12 protein-coding genes are annotated in these 15,208 nt (G+C 64.6%); 3 read left to right on the forward strand and 9 right to left on the reverse strand.

All coding sequences use genetic code 11. From position 1 onward, the window contains the following. Nucleotides 1–236: 236 nt before the first annotated feature. Nucleotides 237–767, reverse strand: coding sequence for a sigma-70 family RNA polymerase sigma factor (locus tag VBE63_RS15065; RefSeq protein ID WP_323683849.1), 531 nt, complete (start codon nt 765–767; stop codon nt 237–239). A gap of 264 nt (nt 768–1,031) precedes the next feature. Here VBE63_RS15065 and VBE63_RS15070 point away from each other — a divergent pair, with 264 nt between their 5' ends. After that, complete coding sequence (locus VBE63_RS15070; RefSeq protein ID WP_323683850.1) at nt 1,032–1,388, forward strand: hypothetical protein; 357 nt, start codon at nt 1,032–1,034, stop codon at nt 1,386–1,388. 51 nt (nt 1,389–1,439) lie between these two features. Here the strand turns inward: VBE63_RS15070 and VBE63_RS15075 are convergent, their stop codons facing one another. From VBE63_RS15075 to kdpF, 8 genes are all read right to left on the reverse strand, one after another. After that, the gene (locus VBE63_RS15075; protein ID WP_323683851.1) at nt 1,440–2,885 is read right to left on the reverse strand and encodes a TrkH family potassium uptake protein; all 1,446 of its coding nucleotides are present in this window, start codon (nt 2,883–2,885) and stop codon (nt 1,440–1,442) included. 71 nt (nt 2,886–2,956) lie between these two features. After that, nucleotides 2,957–4,333 (reverse strand): Trk system potassium transporter TrkA, encoded by a 1,377-nt coding sequence (trkA, locus tag VBE63_RS15080; RefSeq protein ID WP_323683852.1) that lies wholly within the window; start codon nt 4,331–4,333, stop codon nt 2,957–2,959. A gap of 316 nt (nt 4,334–4,649) precedes the next feature. Continuing rightward, complete coding sequence (locus VBE63_RS15085) at nt 4,650–5,360, reverse strand: response regulator (protein ID WP_323683853.1); 711 nt, start codon at nt 5,358–5,360, stop codon at nt 4,650–4,652. Between the two features lie 68 nt (nt 5,361–5,428). After that, complete coding sequence (locus VBE63_RS15090; protein WP_323683854.1) at nt 5,429–8,098, reverse strand: sensor histidine kinase KdpD; 2,670 nt, start codon at nt 8,096–8,098, stop codon at nt 5,429–5,431. A gap of 115 nt (nt 8,099–8,213) precedes the next feature. Continuing rightward, nucleotides 8,214–8,837 carry a potassium-transporting ATPase subunit KdpC gene (gene kdpC / locus VBE63_RS15095; protein WP_323683855.1) on the reverse strand — a complete coding sequence of 208 codons (624 nt, stop codon included), beginning with the start codon at nt 8,835–8,837 and terminating at the stop codon, nt 8,214–8,216. Between the two features lie 9 nt (nt 8,838–8,846). Beyond that, nucleotides 8,847–10,883 carry a potassium-transporting ATPase subunit KdpB gene (kdpB, locus tag VBE63_RS15100; protein WP_323683856.1) on the reverse strand — a complete coding sequence of 679 codons (2,037 nt, stop codon included), beginning with the start codon at nt 10,881–10,883 and terminating at the stop codon, nt 8,847–8,849. A gap of 18 nt (nt 10,884–10,901) precedes the next feature. Continuing rightward, entirely contained in the window at nt 10,902–12,611 is a 1,710-nt protein-coding gene (kdpA, locus tag VBE63_RS15105) for a potassium-transporting ATPase subunit KdpA (RefSeq protein WP_323683857.1), read from the reverse strand. A 79-nt stretch (nt 12,612–12,690) separates the two neighbouring features. Then, entirely contained in the window at nt 12,691–12,771 is an 81-nt protein-coding gene (gene kdpF, locus VBE63_RS31430) for a K(+)-transporting ATPase subunit F (RefSeq protein WP_416274564.1), read from the reverse strand. A 217-nt stretch (nt 12,772–12,988) separates the two neighbouring features. Here kdpF and VBE63_RS15110 point away from each other — a divergent pair, with 217 nt between their 5' ends. Continuing rightward, nucleotides 12,989–13,654: a TrkA family potassium uptake protein gene (locus tag VBE63_RS15110; RefSeq protein ID WP_323683858.1), complete on the forward strand. Its 666-nt coding sequence runs from the start codon at nt 12,989–12,991 to the stop codon at nt 13,652–13,654. Nucleotides 13,655–13,674: 20 nt separating this feature from the next. Beyond that, nucleotides 13,675–15,015: a TrkH family potassium uptake protein gene (locus VBE63_RS15115; protein WP_323683859.1), complete on the forward strand. Its 1,341-nt coding sequence runs from the start codon at nt 13,675–13,677 to the stop codon at nt 15,013–15,015. Nucleotides 15,016–15,208 lie beyond the last annotated feature (193 nt).

Raw genomic sequence — 15,208 nt, forward strand, 5'->3', positions numbered from 1 at the left:
GGCGCTACGGCCGCCAGGGCACGCCCCGCGCGGCGCCCAGCTGCGTTACAACGCGTTGGAATAGAGCGACTATTCCGCCTTGTTGTGCCTTGCTGGACACCACGCGGGACGCACCCTGACGACCGTTTAACTGCTCTTTCTAGGTTGAATGCTGCTGACAACGCATCGTGACAGCGATGTATCGATCTCGCTAGCAGGTGAGACCGAGCCCCGGTCACTTGGACGCGCGATGGCCATCAGCCGCGCTCACCCAGCGCATCGCGCAGCTTCTGGCGAGCCCGGAACAGCCGCGTGCCAGCCCCTGCAGCGGTGAGGCCGAGCCTCGCGGCGATCTCTTGCTGCGAATAGCCATGCAGCACCTGCAGGATTAGCGGCTCGCGATACTCCGCCGGCAGCGCACGGAGCGCCCGGCGCAAGACAAAGGCGTCGGTGGAGGTGTCATAGTCCTGAGCATGCTGTGCCGGCAGCTCCTCGGTCGGCATCGCGCTCTCGCGCGGTTGGATGCGCTCGAAGCGGCGCGCATTCTCACGGCGCACGATGGTCTTCATCCAACCCAAGGCAGCAGCCGGATTCTGCAGCCGACCGAACGAGCGCCAGGCCCGCAGCAGACTGTCTTGGACGAGGTCTTCAGCGATCTCTTTGTTACCGGAGAGCCGGTAGGCGTATTTGAAGAGGCTGTGCCGATGGGTCTCGGCGAGGGCCTCGAAGCTCGGCGCCTCGCTGGCGGTGGTCGATGGGGCGGAAGCGAGTGCAGCAGAAACAGACATGGAAGAACTCCCGAAGTCGATGAGTGATCTGTCTGCGCTATCGCAGCTCCCATGCCAGCTTTTAATGCGTTGTTTTTGATTGACTTTCGAGAAAGCGAGCAAGGCCAACAGAACGTTTCGTTAACACGATCCGTTGCAACGCGGTATCGGATCGCTGCAGTGCGCCCGAGCCACATCCCTCATCGGCTCGAAAGATCTGCTGCGCGCGGCGGGTCTTCATCCGATATTCCAAGCGCTATCCGCGTCGCGCAGAAGGCTCAACCCATGAACTGTCTCTCCTTTCGTCGCCAACTGTTGGTCGATCCACAAGGACGACAAGCCGATCTCCAAGCCCATGCGGCGCAGTGCGCGCCTTGTGCGCGCGCGTTGCAGCGCGCGCTGGCCTTCGAGGCGAGTCTGAAGGCGGCGCTACTGCTGGATTATGCCGACGGCGATGACGCGCAGCGCGAGGACGAGCCCGATGACAGCGGCGATGCCGAGGCCCGACAACCAAGCCGATGGCGACTCGCCGCACTGTTGTTGATCCTGGCCAGCCTTGGCGCTGGGAGCAGCGTCGCTGCCAGCGACTGTGAGGTTGCGGTGCAGGTGCTCGGCTTCAGCGGCCCGGCGGCCCAGTCCTAGCGCTCAGTAGCAAGCGCAGATCGCGCAAGGGATGTTGCCCATCCCACCACCTCAATGGCGCCAATAAGCGGGAAGAAAGAGGATTAGCAGCGTGAAGATCTCGAGCCGCCCGGCCAGCATACCGAAGACGCCGAGCCATTTGACGGTTGCATCGACAGTCGCGAAGCTCGTTGCAACCTCACCGAGACCTGGGCCGAGCAGGTTGACGGTCGCGACGACGGCGCCGAATGCCGATTCCAGGTCCAGCCCGGCAGCCATCATCGCGATGGTCAAGGCGAGACAGACCAGCACGTAGAGCACATAGAAGCCCCAAATCGAGAACAGCACGTCCTCCATGATCGGCCGATTGCCGACCTTGACGTTAATCAGCGCATGCGGATGGGCCAGCTGTTTGAGCTGGCGAATGCCCAGCTTGGCCAGGATCAGCACGCGCAACACCTTGATGCCCCCTGCGGTGGAGCCGCCACAGCCGCCGGTGAAGGACAGCACCACCAAAAGCAGCGGGATATGCAGCGGCCAAAGACCGAAGGTAGCGGTCCCAAAGCCAGTGCTGGTGAGGATGGAGGCGACCTGAAAGGAGCCGTAACGCAGCGCCTCCCAGATCGTGTCGTAGGCCGTGGTCAGGAATAGGCTGGCACTGATTAGCAGCACACCACCGAGGAAGATCAGCAGGTAGGCCAAGACCTCGGTATCTCTCAGATAGGCACTGAGGTTGCGTTTGTGCCAAGCCAGGAAGTGGACGGCGAAGTTGACCCCGCCGGCGACCATGAAGCCGATCGCGATCAGCTCGATCGCAACACTGTCAAAATAGCCGATGCTCGCATCATGGGTCGAGAAACCGCCCGTCGCCACCGTGGTGAAGGCATGGCCAATGGCATCGAAGGGGCTCATGCCGGCCAGCCAGTAGCTCAGTGCACAGGCGGCAGTGAGCGCGAAGTAGAGGGTCCAGAGCACGCGCGCGGTCTCGGCGATGCGCGGGGTTGGCTTCTCGTGCTTGGCGACGCCGGAGGTCTCGGCCCGATAGAGCTGCATGCCGCCGACGCCGAGCAGCGGCAGGATCGCCACCGCAAGCACGATCACGCCCATGCCACCGAGCCATTGGATCTGCTGGCGATGGTAGAGGATCGACGGCGGCAAGCTGTCAATATGCTCGATCACCGTCGCTCCCGTGGTGGTGAACCCGGAGATGGATTCGAACACCGCATCGGTGACGCCCCACTCCAGGCCGAGGATGAACGGGAGCGCACCGATCATCCCAAGCACCGCCCAAAACAGGGTGACGATCAGGAAGCCGTCGCGCACCGAGAGCTGGTCGCGCTCACGCAGGTTCGGCAGCCAGAGGATCAGGCCCGCGCTGGCGGTGAATAACAAAGACAGCGCAAAGGCTTGCCATTCTTCGTCGGCGTACCAGAGAGAGACCAGGATGGACGGTAGGAAGCTGACGCTGTAGAGCAGCAACAGGATACCGAACAAGCGAACAATGGCTCGCCAGTGCATGTGGGGATCGCCTCCTAGAACCGTGAATCAACGGCAACGCGGTTCGAGCATGGGGCGCTCTGGGCGCGCCGCTAGAAAAAGGTCACGCCGACCTGGAACAGTTTTTCCACCTCGGGCACCCGCAAGCGGTCCTGCAGGAACAGGACCACGTGGTCGTCGGGTTCGATGACGGTGTCGTGGTGGGCGATCAACACCCGATCACCGCGCACGATGGCGCCGATGCTGGCGCCCTTGGGCAGGTGGATTGCCCCAATCGTGCGCCCGACCACCTTCGAGGAGTTCTGGTCCCCATGGGCGATGGCCTCGATGGCCTCGGAGGCGCCGCGGCGCAGCGAGTGCACCATCACCACATCGCCGCGGCGCACATGCTTGAGCAGGGTGCCGATGGTGGCCTGCTGCGGTGAGATCGCGACATCGATCGGGCCGCTTTGCACCAGGTCCACGTAGGCCGTGCGGTTGATCAGCGCCATGACCTTGCGCGCGCCGAGGCGTTTCGCGAGCATGGCCGAGAGGATATTGACTTCATCGTCATCGGTCACCGCGCAGAAGACATCGGTGTCCTCGATGTTCTCCTCCAGCAGCAGCTCCTCGTCGGCGGCGTCGCCGTGCAGCACGATGGTGCGCTCGAGCGACTCGGCGATCTGCTTGCAGCGCTCGAGATTGCTCTCGATGACCTTGACCCGATAATCGCGTTCGGTGACTCCGGCGAGGCGGGTGCCGATGTTGCCGCCGCCGGCGAAGATCAGCCGCTTATAAGGCTGATCGAGTCGCCGCAGCTCGCCCATGACCGAGCGGATGTGCTTGGGCGCGGCGATGAAGAAGACCTCGTCATCGGCCTCGATGACGGTGTCGCCCTCGGGCTGGAGGGCGCGATCCTGGCGGTAGATGGCTGCGACGCGCGCGTCGATATGCGGCATGTGCTCGTAGAGGGCACGCAGCTCGTGGCCGACCAGCGGGCCGCCGTAATAGGCGCGCACCGCGACCAAGCGCACCCGCCCGTTGGCGAAATCGGTGACCTGCAGCGCGCCTGGCGTCTCGATGAGGCGCAGGATGTAGTCGGTCACCAACTGCTCGGGGCTGATGGTGACGTCGACATGGAAGGCATCGCCGCCGAACAGTGCCTCGCGGTGATCGAGGAAGCCCTGCGCGCGCACCCGGGCGATCTTGGTCGGCGTGTGAAACAGCGTGTAGGCGACCTGGCAGGCGACCATGTTGGTCTCGTCGCTGTTGGTCACCGCGATGATCATCTCAGCGTCCTCGCCACCGGCGCGCATGAGCACATCGGGCTGGGCGCCGTGGCCTTGCAGGGTGCGTAGGTCGAAGCGGTCGGCCAGCTCGCGCAGGCGCCGCGCGTCGGTGTCGACCACGGTAATGTCGTTGGCTTCGTTGACCAGGTTGGCGGCCACCGAGGTGCCGACCTGGCCGGCGCCGAGGATGATGATCTTCATGGCTCTTTATGCATTCCAGACAGCCCAGGTTTCCAACGCGCCTAGGCGCGCAGACAGAAACCGCTTGCCCGCGCACCTGCGCGTTGCGGACCAACGGTAAGTTGCTCAAGAGCAACAGCGAGTGTTCTTGTGAGTTCGCGGGCGTACTCGCTGCGGCGATGATAAACGCTTATGGTGGTCGCCGCCGCAATCGGGCAGCCGTGAGTCATTATCATACGCGCAGGCCTTCCCCCTGCGATGTAGGCACGGATCCTCGCGGTACGGGCGTATTGCCCGCCATCCTCGACCAAGCTTCGTTCTGCTGCACCGGCGAGGGTCAATGGCCCCTGCCATCGAGAAAACGATAGCCAACCCCAGGCTCCGTTCTCAGATAGCGCGGCTCATCGGTGTCTTCACCCAGCTTGTGTCGAATACGACCGACGAAGTTGCGCAGATAATGGGTGTCACTGAGATGGGTCGGTCCCCAGACCTCGCGCAACAGCTGGGTTTGGGTGACGACCTGGTTGGGGCTCGAGACCAGCAGCTTGAGGATGGCAAACTCTTTGCGCGTGAGGCGAACCTCTTCGCCCATCACGGACACCAAACGTTTGACCAGATCGATTCGCAGATAGCCGTCCTCGTAGACCCCGGCATCGGGCATGGTCGTCGCCCTGGGCAGGCGCAGTAGGTTACGCACACGCGCCAGGAATTCCTGGATGCCGAACGGCTTGGTCACATAATCGTTGGCGCCCGCGTCCAACACGGCAACCTTCTCGCTCTCCGATGATCGCACCGACAGAATCATGACCGGCACGCTCGACCAATGCCGCAGTTCGGTGAGCACCGATTGGCCATCGGCATCGGGAAGACCAAGGTCGAGCACGATCAAATCCGGCGTCTGAGTCGCCGCCAGTTCGAGTCCCTTCCCCGCCGTCTCCGCCTCGATGACCTGATATCCCTGGCTCTTGAGACTGATGCGCAGGAAGCGACGGATCTGGCCCTCATCGTCGATGATGAGGATACGGGCCGATGTGGGGCTTTCCGTCATGCGTGCTTGTCATTACCAGAAATGAAGGGAACGCGACCTGAGAAAAGTGAGTTGTTCACTCGCTCATCTCACTCCTCTTGTTCGCCGCTTGGAGGCTCGATCAGCGGCAAGTGGATGGCGATGCTGGTTCCCCGGCCGCCCGGACCCGGGAGCGCCTCGATGCGCCCGCCGTGGGCACCGATCATGCCGCTGCAGATCGCCAGTCCCAAACCGCTGCCATGCTTGCCGCGATCCCCTTCGCCGCCGGTGAAGAACATGTCGAACACCTGTTCGCGCTGATCGGGCGGAATGCCTGGTCCTTCATCCGAGACCCTGATCAGGAGCTCGGCGCCCGCACGCATCGCCGCCACCCGCACGTCGCCGCCGTCGGGCGAGAATTTTGCCGCGTTTTCGATGACATTGACCAGCGCCTGCTCGATCAATGCCGGATGCACATAGAGCAGTGGCAGGCCCGGTTCGATGTTCCTGACCAACCGACACTGGCTCAGCAGCTCGCGGGTGCGGCGCAGCGCCGAGTTGAGGATATCGTCGATGCCGATCCAGTCCCGCTCCAGTTTCAAGGCGCCGTGCCCGAGTCGGGTCATGTCGAGCAGATTCTGGATGTAGCGGTTCAGCCGCTCGCCTTCACTGATCACGGCCTCAAGCAGCTCTTGTCTGTCCTTGGTGGACAGCGCTTCATCCAGCGAACGCAAGCTGCTCGCGGCCCCGATCATCGAGGCCAGCGGGGTGCGCAAGTCGTGCGAGACCGATGACAGCAGCGCGGAGCGCAAGCGCTCGGTCTCTTCCGCGACCTTGGCCTGCTCCAGGGTGGTGGCGAGACCGATACGGGCAATGGCCATCGTCACCTGCGTGATCAGGGCATCGATGGCGGCGAGTTGTTCACTCTGGAAACCTTGGCTTGGTTGATAGACACCGAGCACACCGAAGCAGTCCTGATCGATGGCCAGGGGCAGAAAGCGCCAATCGATCGCCGAGAGGGTTTGGGTTTGAAAGCCGCTCGGTTGCCGGTGATCATAGGCCCACTGTGCCGCCGACCAGGCCTTGTCATTCAGCGCCAGCTCGTCCTGTGAGGCGGCTGCCAGTGCCATCTGACCGCCATCACTGGGTGCGAGCAGCACGACCGGCACGTGCAGATGCTCGGCGATGGCCAGGGTCGCCTCGCGATGGACCGTCGCGAGGTCGACCGCAGCCGCCAGGCGGCGGCTCAGGGACAGCAGCCGTTGCGTCTGTTCATTGGTGCCGCGCAGCGCGAGCACCTGGTGGCGCAGACGACCAGCCAACTGGCCGCCGATCAGGCCCATGATCAGAAAAAAACCGACGGTCACCAGCTCATGCGTGCGAGACATGGCAAAGGTGTAACGCGGCTCGGTAAAGAAGAAGTTATAGGCGGCAGCGCTCAGGACCGCAGCGATCAATGCCGGGCGCATGGCCGTGCGCACCGCGACCAGCAACACGGCGGTCAGGAAGACCAACGACAAGCTGGGCAAGGGAACCAGTGGTTCGATGGCGGCGGCAACCCCGGTCGCCGCCGCGACCACAACCAGTAACAGGACATAGTCACGCGCGGGCTCCAGTCGCCCGAGCCAGCGTCGACGTCGCCGCACCCGGGCCGACCTTGAGGCCACGAAGGTGATCTCGAACTCCTCGGCCTGGCGCAACAAGCGTTGACTCAAGGTGGCACCAAAGCGTCCTGCCCAGGGTCGCTGCCGACTCCGTCCGACCACCAGGGTGGTGGCATTGTGCTCGCGCGCGAAGGCGATCAATTCCTCCACGGGATCGTGGCCGCGCAGCGTGACAGGTTCGCCGCCGAGACGCGCGGCCAGCTCGAAGGTGCGCTCGACACCGGCCTGCTGTTCCGGGCCGGTGTCGCCGCGATCGACGAACACCACGCTCCAGGGCGCCCGACGCCGCTCGGCGAGGCGTCGGCCGAGGCGCACCAGCTCATCACCATTACCGACGCCATCAACGGCGACAACGATGCGCGCGCGCACCGGCCAGGGACCCGCGACCCCCTGAGTGCGCATGACCTCGCGCACATCGCGATCGATGCGCTCAGTCACGGTCTGCAAGGTCAGCTCGCGCAGGGCCGACAGATTGGTCGGACTGAAGAAGCCATCAAGAGCCGCGCGGGCCTGTTCCGGGACGTAGACCTTGCCCTGCTTGAGCCGCTCGATCAGCTCGCGAGGTGTCAGATCCACCAGCACGACGTCGCGCGCCGCGCTGAGCAGGGTGTCCGGAACCGTCTCCCGCATGCGCACGCCGGTGATGCGTGCAACCGCATCGTTCAGACTCTCCAGGTGCTGGATATTGACCGTGGTCCAGACATCGATGTCGTGTTCTAGCAGTTCCTCGATATCCTGATAACGGCGTGGATGGCGGGTCCCGGGAATGTTGCGATGGGCCAGTTCGTCGATCAGCACCGCGGCTGGCGCGCGTTTGAGAATGGCATCCAGGTTCAGCTCCCGAAACTGCGCGCCGCGATACTCGAGCGGCAGCAGCGGGATGGACTCCAGTCCCTCGCACAGCGCCTCGGTTTCCTGCCGGCCATGGCTCTCGATGATCCCGATGACGATATCGGCGCCCTCGTGCCGCGCCTCGCGCGCCGCCTCCAGCATCTTGTAGGTCTTGCCAACGCCGGGGAAGGCGCCTAGAAAGATCTTGAGCGCCCCGTGACGCTCGCGCGTGATGGCCGATAGCAGGGCCTGGGGGTCGGGCCGATCGTTCACTGTCGCATTCATGGTCGTTCCAACCTGAATCTCTCCTGGTTTGTCGTCACTTCCGCCAAGGCCGGTTGAACCAAAAGGCCGGGGATGGGCCATCCCCGGCCATGCGCTGCAGTGCCCAGACTGATGCCTACCTGGTGACCGGCTCAGCGTCGAGCCCATCCAGGGCCAGGTTCAACTGCAGCAGATTGACGCGCGGCTGTCCCAATACGCCCAACACGGGCCGTTCCACATGTCCGGCCACGAAGGCCGCGACGGCTGCTCGGGGCAGCCCGCGCGCGGCGGCGACCCGGTCGATCTGAAGTTCAGCGGCCGCCGGGCTGATGTGGGGATCGATGCCCGACCCGGAGGCGGCGATGAGATCGACAGGGATCGCCATCGGTTCCACGGCGTTGGCGGCGGCGATCTCGCTTGAGCTGGCCGCCGCCCGGTCGCGCAGCGCCGGGTGGCTCGGCGCCCAATTGGAACCCGAGACGCCAAAGGGATCGTAGCCGGCAGCCGAGGGACGGCCGTGGAAGTAGCCCGGTGCCTTGAACGGCTGACCGACCAGCGCCGAGCCGATCACCGTGCCATCGCGTTCGACGAGGCTGCCGGTGGACTGCGTAGGAAACAGCACGCCACCGATCGCCACGGTGACCAGCGGGTAGAGGACGCCGCACAGCAGCATCAGCACCAAGGCGCCGCGCAGTGCCGCCAGCCAGCTTTTTACAGGACTCGCGAGGGACTTCAGAGCAACGGATTGGGTTCTTTTCATGACGGTCTCCTACATCAGCAAACCAAGACCAAGATCGATGAGCTTGATCGCCGGGAACGGCAGCAACAGCCCGCCCAGACCGTAGATCAACAGGTTGCGGCGCAGCAGCGCATCGGCACTGATCGGGCGGATGCGCACCCCGCGCAGCGCGAACGGGATCAGCGCCGGGATCACCAGGGCGTTGAAGATCACCGCCGCCAACACCGCCGTGGCCGGGCTGTTGAGCTGCATGATGTCGAGCGCCTGCATGGCCGGCACGCTGGCGATGAAGATGGCCGGCAGGATGGCGAAGTATTTCGCCACGTCATTGGCCAGCGAGAAGGTGGTGAGCGCGCCACGGGTGACCAGCAACTGCTTGCCGATCTCCACCACCTCCAGCAGCTTGGTCGGATCGGAATCGAGATCGACCATGTTGCCGGCCTCCTTGGCGGCCTGGGTGCCGGAGTTCATCGCCAGCCCGAGATCGGCCTGCGCCAGGGCCGGCGCGTCGTTGGTGCCGTCGCCCATCATGGCGACCAACCGCCCCTGCGCCTGTTCGCGCCGAATGTAGTCCAGCTTATCCTCCGGCGTGGCCTCGGCGATGTAATCGGCCACACCGGCCTCTGCGGCGATGGCGGCGGCGGTGAGCGGATTGTCGCCGGTGATCAGCACCGTGCGCACACCCATGGCGTGCAGCCGCTGGAAGCGTTCCTTGATGCCGGTCTTGATGATGTCGGACAAGGGCACGACGCCCAGCACCCGGTCGTCCTCCGCGACCACCAGCGGGGTGGCGCCGCCACGTGCCACCCGCTCCACCAGTGCGCTGGTCTCGTCGGGATAGCTGCCGCCGTTCTCGGTGACGAAGCGGCGGATGGCATCGGGCGCGCCCTTGCGGATGCGACGGCCGTCGGGCTGGTCGATCCCTGAGAGGCGGGTCTTGGCGGAAAACGCCAGGACGCGCGCCTCAGGGTCGGCCTCGACGGTCGCCCCGCGATCACTCGCCAACGCCACGATGGACTTGCCCTCCGGCGTGGGGTCGGCCAGTGACGCAAGCGAGGCCGCATCCCTCAACTGCTCGGGGGCAATCTTGGCCAAGGGCAGGAAGTCGCTGGCCTGGCGGTCGCCGTGGGTGATGGTGCCGGTCTTGTCCAGCAGCAGGGTGTCGATGTTGCCGGCCACCTCCACCGCCTTGCCCGACTTGGCGACCAGGTTGGCGCGCATGGCCCGATCCATGCCGGCGATGCCGATGGCCGGCAGCAGCCCGCCGATGGTGGTGGGAATCAGGCAGACCAGCAGCGCCACCAGCACCGGCACTGGCACCGGCACTGGGACCTCGCCGCCGACAAAGGCGGCGAAGGGCACCAGCGTCGCCACGACGATGAGGAACACCATGGTCAGCGCCGCCAGTAGCACGGTGAGCGCAATCTCGTTCGGCGTCTTTTGCCGCTTGGCGCTTTCCACCAGCGCGATCATGCGATCCAGCAGCGACTGGCCCGACTCCACCGTCACCTCGACCAGGATGCTGTCGGTCAGCAGCTTGGTGCCGGCACTGACGCCGCTGTTGTCGGTGCCGGCCTCGCGCAGCACCGGTGCCGATTCACCGGTGACCGCCGACTCGTTGATGCTGGCGGCCCCTTCGACGATCTCGCCGTCGGCGGGAATCAGCTCGCCGGCCAGCACCCGCACCCGATCGCCGCGACGCAGGACGGTGGCGGGCACCGACTCTTCAGCGTCCCCCCGCACGCGCCGGGCCACGAGCTGCTCCCGGGTCGAGCGCAGGCTCTCGGCCTGCGCCCGGCCCCGCGCCTCCGCCAGGGACTCGGCGGCATTGGCAAAGAGCAGGGTGAACAGCAAGACGAGGCTGACCGCCAGATCGAAGCCCCAAGGGCGGCCAGCCAGGAGATCGGCGCCGGTCAGCCACAAGGTCACCAGGGTGCCGACCCCGACCACGAACATTACTGGATTGCGCGCCAGCCAGCGCGGATCGAGCCGCCGCAGCGACTCACCCGCCAAGCGGGCCAGGGTCTGGGCATTCAGTAACTTGATTTGGTTGCGTTGATGTTTCATGACGGTTTCTCCAGGCCATCAGCCCGCCAATGACAGGGACTCGGCGACCGGCCCCAGGGCCAGGACCGGGAAGAAGCTGAGCAGGGCGAACATCAGGATCACGCCCAGGGTCAGCACGGCGAAGGTGGGCGTTTCCACGGCCAGGCTGCCCGAGGTGGTGGGCGCGACACGCTTGCCCGCCAGGTGGGCGGCCAGCGCCAGCGGCGCCAGGATCGGAATAAACCGCCCGAGGATCAGCGCCACCGCACAACTGAGGTTCCACCAGGGCGTATCGTCACCCAAGCCCTCGAAGCCGGAGCCGTTATTGGCGAATGCCGACGTGTACTCATAGAGCACCTGACTCAGGCCATGGAAGCCAGGGTTGGAGTTCTGCGCCAGGCCCGGAATCGCGACCGCCGTGGCGGTCAGCCCGAGGATCAAAAGCGGCTGGATCAACAGCGCGATGCTGATCAGCTTGATCTCCTTGGCCTCCAGCGCGCGGCCATAGACCTCTGGTGAGCGGCCCACCATCAGGCTGCCGAGGAACACCGCGAGCAGCAGAAACAACAGGAAGTTGATCAGCCCCACGCCAACCCCGCCGAAGGTGGCGTTGATGAACATATCCATCAGCAGCGAGGCGCCACCCAGCGGATTGAACGAATCATGCATGCCGTTCACCGAGCCGTTCGAGGTCTGGGTGGTGAAGCTGCCCCAGAGCGCCGTGGCCGCGGCACCGAAGCGCACCTCCTTGCCCTCCAGATTTGGACCCTCGGCGGCGAGGCCGGCAAAGGTGTCGTTGGGTTGGTTCTCCGACCAGATCGCGACACCGGTCAGCATGGCCGACAGGGTCAGCATCACGCCCATCACCAGGAGCGTCAGACGCCGCCGACCGGTCAGATAGCCGGCCATGAACACCAGGGCCATCGGGATCAGCACGATGGCGACGGTCTCGACGAAGTTGGACACCGGCGTCGGGTTCTCTAGCGGCACGGAGCTGTTCGGCCCGTACCAGCCGCCACCGTTGGTGCCCACCTGCTTGATCGCGACCATGGGCGCCACCGGGCCGACCGGGATGCGCTGCTCGGCAAGCGCCGCGCTGGGATCAAGCGGGGTGGCGGTCTGTGCGCCTTCAAGCGTGTTGGGCACCCCCTGCCAAGCGAGCAGCAGCGCGGTGATGAAGGCCAACGGCAGCATCAGCCGGACAATCGCGCGGACCAGGTCAGCATAGAAGTTGCCGACCGATACAGGGCCGTCACTGGTCGTCGCCGTTTCCTCCCGTCGCGCGAATGCCGTGCGCAGGATGGCGACCAGCGCCGCGATGCCCGCTGCTGGCGTGATCACCTGCAGGCTGACGATCGCGACCAGATGCGCGAAATAGGACAGTTGCGCCTGACCCGAGTAGTGCTGCTGGTTGGTATTGGTGATGAAGGACGCTGTGGTGTGCAGCGCCAGATCCCAGCTCATGCCCGCGATGCCATCCGGGTTCAGCGGCAGCCGCCCCTGCTGCATCAGGATCACCAGAACGATGAGACCAAGGATGACGTGTAGCTTGAGCAGCGCCTTGCCGTAGTCTTTCCAACTCATCGGGGCAAGGGGTTGAACGCCGATGGCGCGATGGATCACCCACTCGATAGGGCCAAACACCCGATCAAGCGCGGTCGGTGTTGGCGAATAGATCGCCGCCAAGTAGCGTCCCAACGGCCAGGCCAATAACAGCGCGACCGCGTAGATGAGCAGAACCTCATTCATAGTTGGTCCTCCCCTTCAATGAACAGGAAACACAGCCCGAACAGGGCGACGAGAATCACTGCGCTGACGATGCCCATGGCTAAAACCTCTCGGGCCGCAGCAGGGCGACCGACAGATAGACGAGCAAGGCCAGCACGACGAACAGGAGGATGGCGTACACGATGACCTCACACAGCGTTGTTGACTGACGCTGGAAAGGTTAGAGAGCGCGGGCGTCACAGCGCTAGGCGCCGGCGGGAGAATGGCGTCACAAAGGCGTATTATTTTGCCGCAGCGCGCTTGCCCGCGAGCCAGCGAGACTCGCTGTCGTTTTTGCAAGTTGGCGCCCAAGGGCTAGAATCACCGCCATTCTTGGAATCGCGACCCGAATAACGTCGATGTCAACACAACAAAAGCGCAGTTTCGCCGTGATCGGCCTCGGCACCTTCGGCACCACGGTCGCCTCGGAGCTGGCGCGGTTCAACAACCATGTGCTGGGAATCGATATCCTAGAGCGAAACGTGGCCAACGTCGCCGAGACGCTGGCCGAGGCGTTGATCGCCGACGGGCGGGACGAGCAGGCGTTGCGCGAGGCTGGCGTCGGTAATTACGACGTGGCAGTGGTGGCCATCGGCGAAGAGCTCGAGGCCAACATCCTCTGCACCATGAACGTCAAGCTGCTCGGTGTGCCCACCGTTTGGGTCAAGGCGATCAGCCGCACCCATCACCGCATCCTGAGCAAGATGGGCGCGGATCGCGTGATCCAGCCCGAGCAGGAGATCGGCCGCCACATCGCGCAGATGCTGCACAATCCGTTGGTGCGCGATTATGTGAGCCTTGGCAACGGCTTCCATGTGGTGGATTTCCGCGTGCCCGAAAGCCTCGCGGGAAAACGGATCGATGAGCTGAGACTGAGCGATGACTTTGACGTGCGCGCGCTTGGCCTGATGCGCGGCTCGGAGTTCCTCTCCTGCGAGAGTGGCAGCGCAGAACTACAAACCGACGACAAGCTGTTGCTGCTGGGGCGCCGCGAGAACATGCGGCGCCTCGGTGACAGCCTCTGATCTGCGCTCTGGTTCGGGTCATGCGCCTGAAGTGGATTAGAAAGGGCGGGCGGCTCCAGATCCCGCCACCCGCGATCCTCGCCTTGCTCTACGCGGCGCTGATCGCCGCCGGCGCCGGATTATTGAAACTGCCGGTCGCAACGCCGGAGCCGATCTCCTGGTCCGATGCCCTCTTTACCGCCACCTCGGCGGTCACCGTCACGGGCCTGGTGGTGATCGATACCGGCAACCAGCTGACCCTGTTCGGACAGACCGTGGTCATGCTGCTGATCCAGCTCGGCGGGCTTGGGCTCATGACCTTCGCGGTGCTGGTCTTGACCATGCTGGGCCTGCCGCTGAGCATCTCGCATCGTATCTACCTGCGCGACGACCTCAACCAGACTTCGATCACCGATCTGCTGGCGCTGGTGCGCGGCATCATCAAGGTGGTGCTGGCCTGCGAGCTGCTCGGCGTGGCGCTGCTTGCCATCGTCTTCGTGCCCGAGTTCGGCTGGGCAGAGGGACTCTGGCAAGCGCTGTTCCACACGGTCTCGGCCTTCAATAACGCCGGCTTCGCGCTATTCCCGGATAGCCTGTCGCACTGGGTCGGCAACCCGATCATCAACCTTGTGGTGCCAGCGCTGTTCATCTTCGGCGGCCTCGGCTTCGTCGTCGTCACTGAGCTTTACGGCAAGCGCGGCTGGCGCCGTTTTTCGCTGCACACCAAGCTGATGATCGTCGGCACGCTGAGCCTGATCCTCTGGTCGGTGCTCCTGTTCGCCGCGCTGGAATGGACCAACCCGGCGACGCTAGGTGGTCTCGATGGCATCGCCGAGCGGCTCTGGGCCAGTTGGTTTCAGGGGGTGACGACGCGCACCGCCGGGTTCAACACCGTCGATATCGGCGGCATCCATGAGAGCACGGCGATGATGTTCATGTCGCTGATGGTGATCGGCGGCGGCAGCACATCGACGGCGGGCGGCATCAAGGTGACCACCTTCATCGTGCTGCTGCTGGCCACCCGGGCCTTTTTCAAACGCCGCTCGCAGCTTCACGTCTTTGGACGCAGCCTCGGGGCCGAGGAGGTCATGAAGGTCCTGGCGCTGGCCATGGTGAGCCTGATGACAGTGCTGGTCGCCATCTTCTTGATCATGCTCACCCACGACGGTGATTTCCTCGACGCCGCCTTCGAGGTCACCTCCGCGTTCGGCACGGTCGGTCTCTCGCGCGGCACCACCGGCGCGTTGGACGAGCTGGGCCGGGCGGTGATCATTGCGGTGATGTTCATCGGGCGCGTCGGGCCGCTGACGCTCGGCTTCTTCCTGGCCACGCGAGCCAAGGCTCGGGTGGCCTATCCGGCGAGCAAGGTGTTTCTCGGATGAGCTTATCCAACTCGCGCTGAACGCCCGCCTGCTGGTCACCGTGCTAAAGCCCAAGACGAGGTGGACTGATTGATGGAAGCCGCCTCTAAAGACCTCGCCTGCGCCTTCAGTGACAATGAGCCGGAGTACGGAGCGGATGGTGCCAGTGCTTGCCTGAGACACCACCCGCTCAGACCGGAGCGGCACAGCTGGC

The sequence above is a fragment of the Lamprobacter sp. genome, assembly GCF_034860625.1.
GTDB lineage: Bacteria > Pseudomonadota > Gammaproteobacteria > Chromatiales > Chromatiaceae > Lamprobacter.

Coding starts and splice junctions, on each gene's coding strand:
- trkA (WP_323683852.1), bottom strand. CDS start 4,333: ATGAAGATCATCATCCTCGGCGCCGGCCAGGTCGGCACCTCGGTGGCC.
- VBE63_RS15115 (WP_323683859.1), top strand. CDS start 13,675: ATGCGCCTGAAGTGGATTAGAAAGGGCGGGCGGCTCCAGATCCCGCCA.
- kdpA (WP_323683857.1), bottom strand. CDS start 12,611: ATGAATGAGGTTCTGCTCATCTACGCGGTCGCGCTGTTATTGGCCTGG.
- kdpC (WP_323683855.1), bottom strand. CDS start 8,837: ATGAAAAGAACCCAATCCGTTGCTCTGAAGTCCCTCGCGAGTCCTGTA.
- VBE63_RS15110 (WP_323683858.1), top strand. CDS start 12,989: ATGTCAACACAACAAAAGCGCAGTTTCGCCGTGATCGGCCTCGGCACC.
- VBE63_RS15075 (WP_323683851.1), bottom strand. CDS start 2,885: ATGCACTGGCGAGCCATTGTTCGCTTGTTCGGTATCCTGTTGCTGCTC.
- VBE63_RS15090 (WP_323683854.1), bottom strand. CDS start 8,098: ATGAATGCGACAGTGAACGATCGGCCCGACCCCCAGGCCCTGCTATCG.
- VBE63_RS15065 (WP_323683849.1), bottom strand. CDS start 767: ATGTCTGTTTCTGCTGCACTCGCTTCCGCCCCATCGACCACCGCCAGC.
- kdpB (WP_323683856.1), bottom strand. CDS start 10,883: ATGAAACATCAACGCAACCAAATCAAGTTACTGAATGCCCAGACCCTG.
- VBE63_RS15085 (WP_323683853.1), bottom strand. CDS start 5,360: ATGACGGAAAGCCCCACATCGGCCCGTATCCTCATCATCGACGATGAG.
- VBE63_RS15070 (WP_323683850.1), top strand. CDS start 1,032: ATGAACTGTCTCTCCTTTCGTCGCCAACTGTTGGTCGATCCACAAGGA.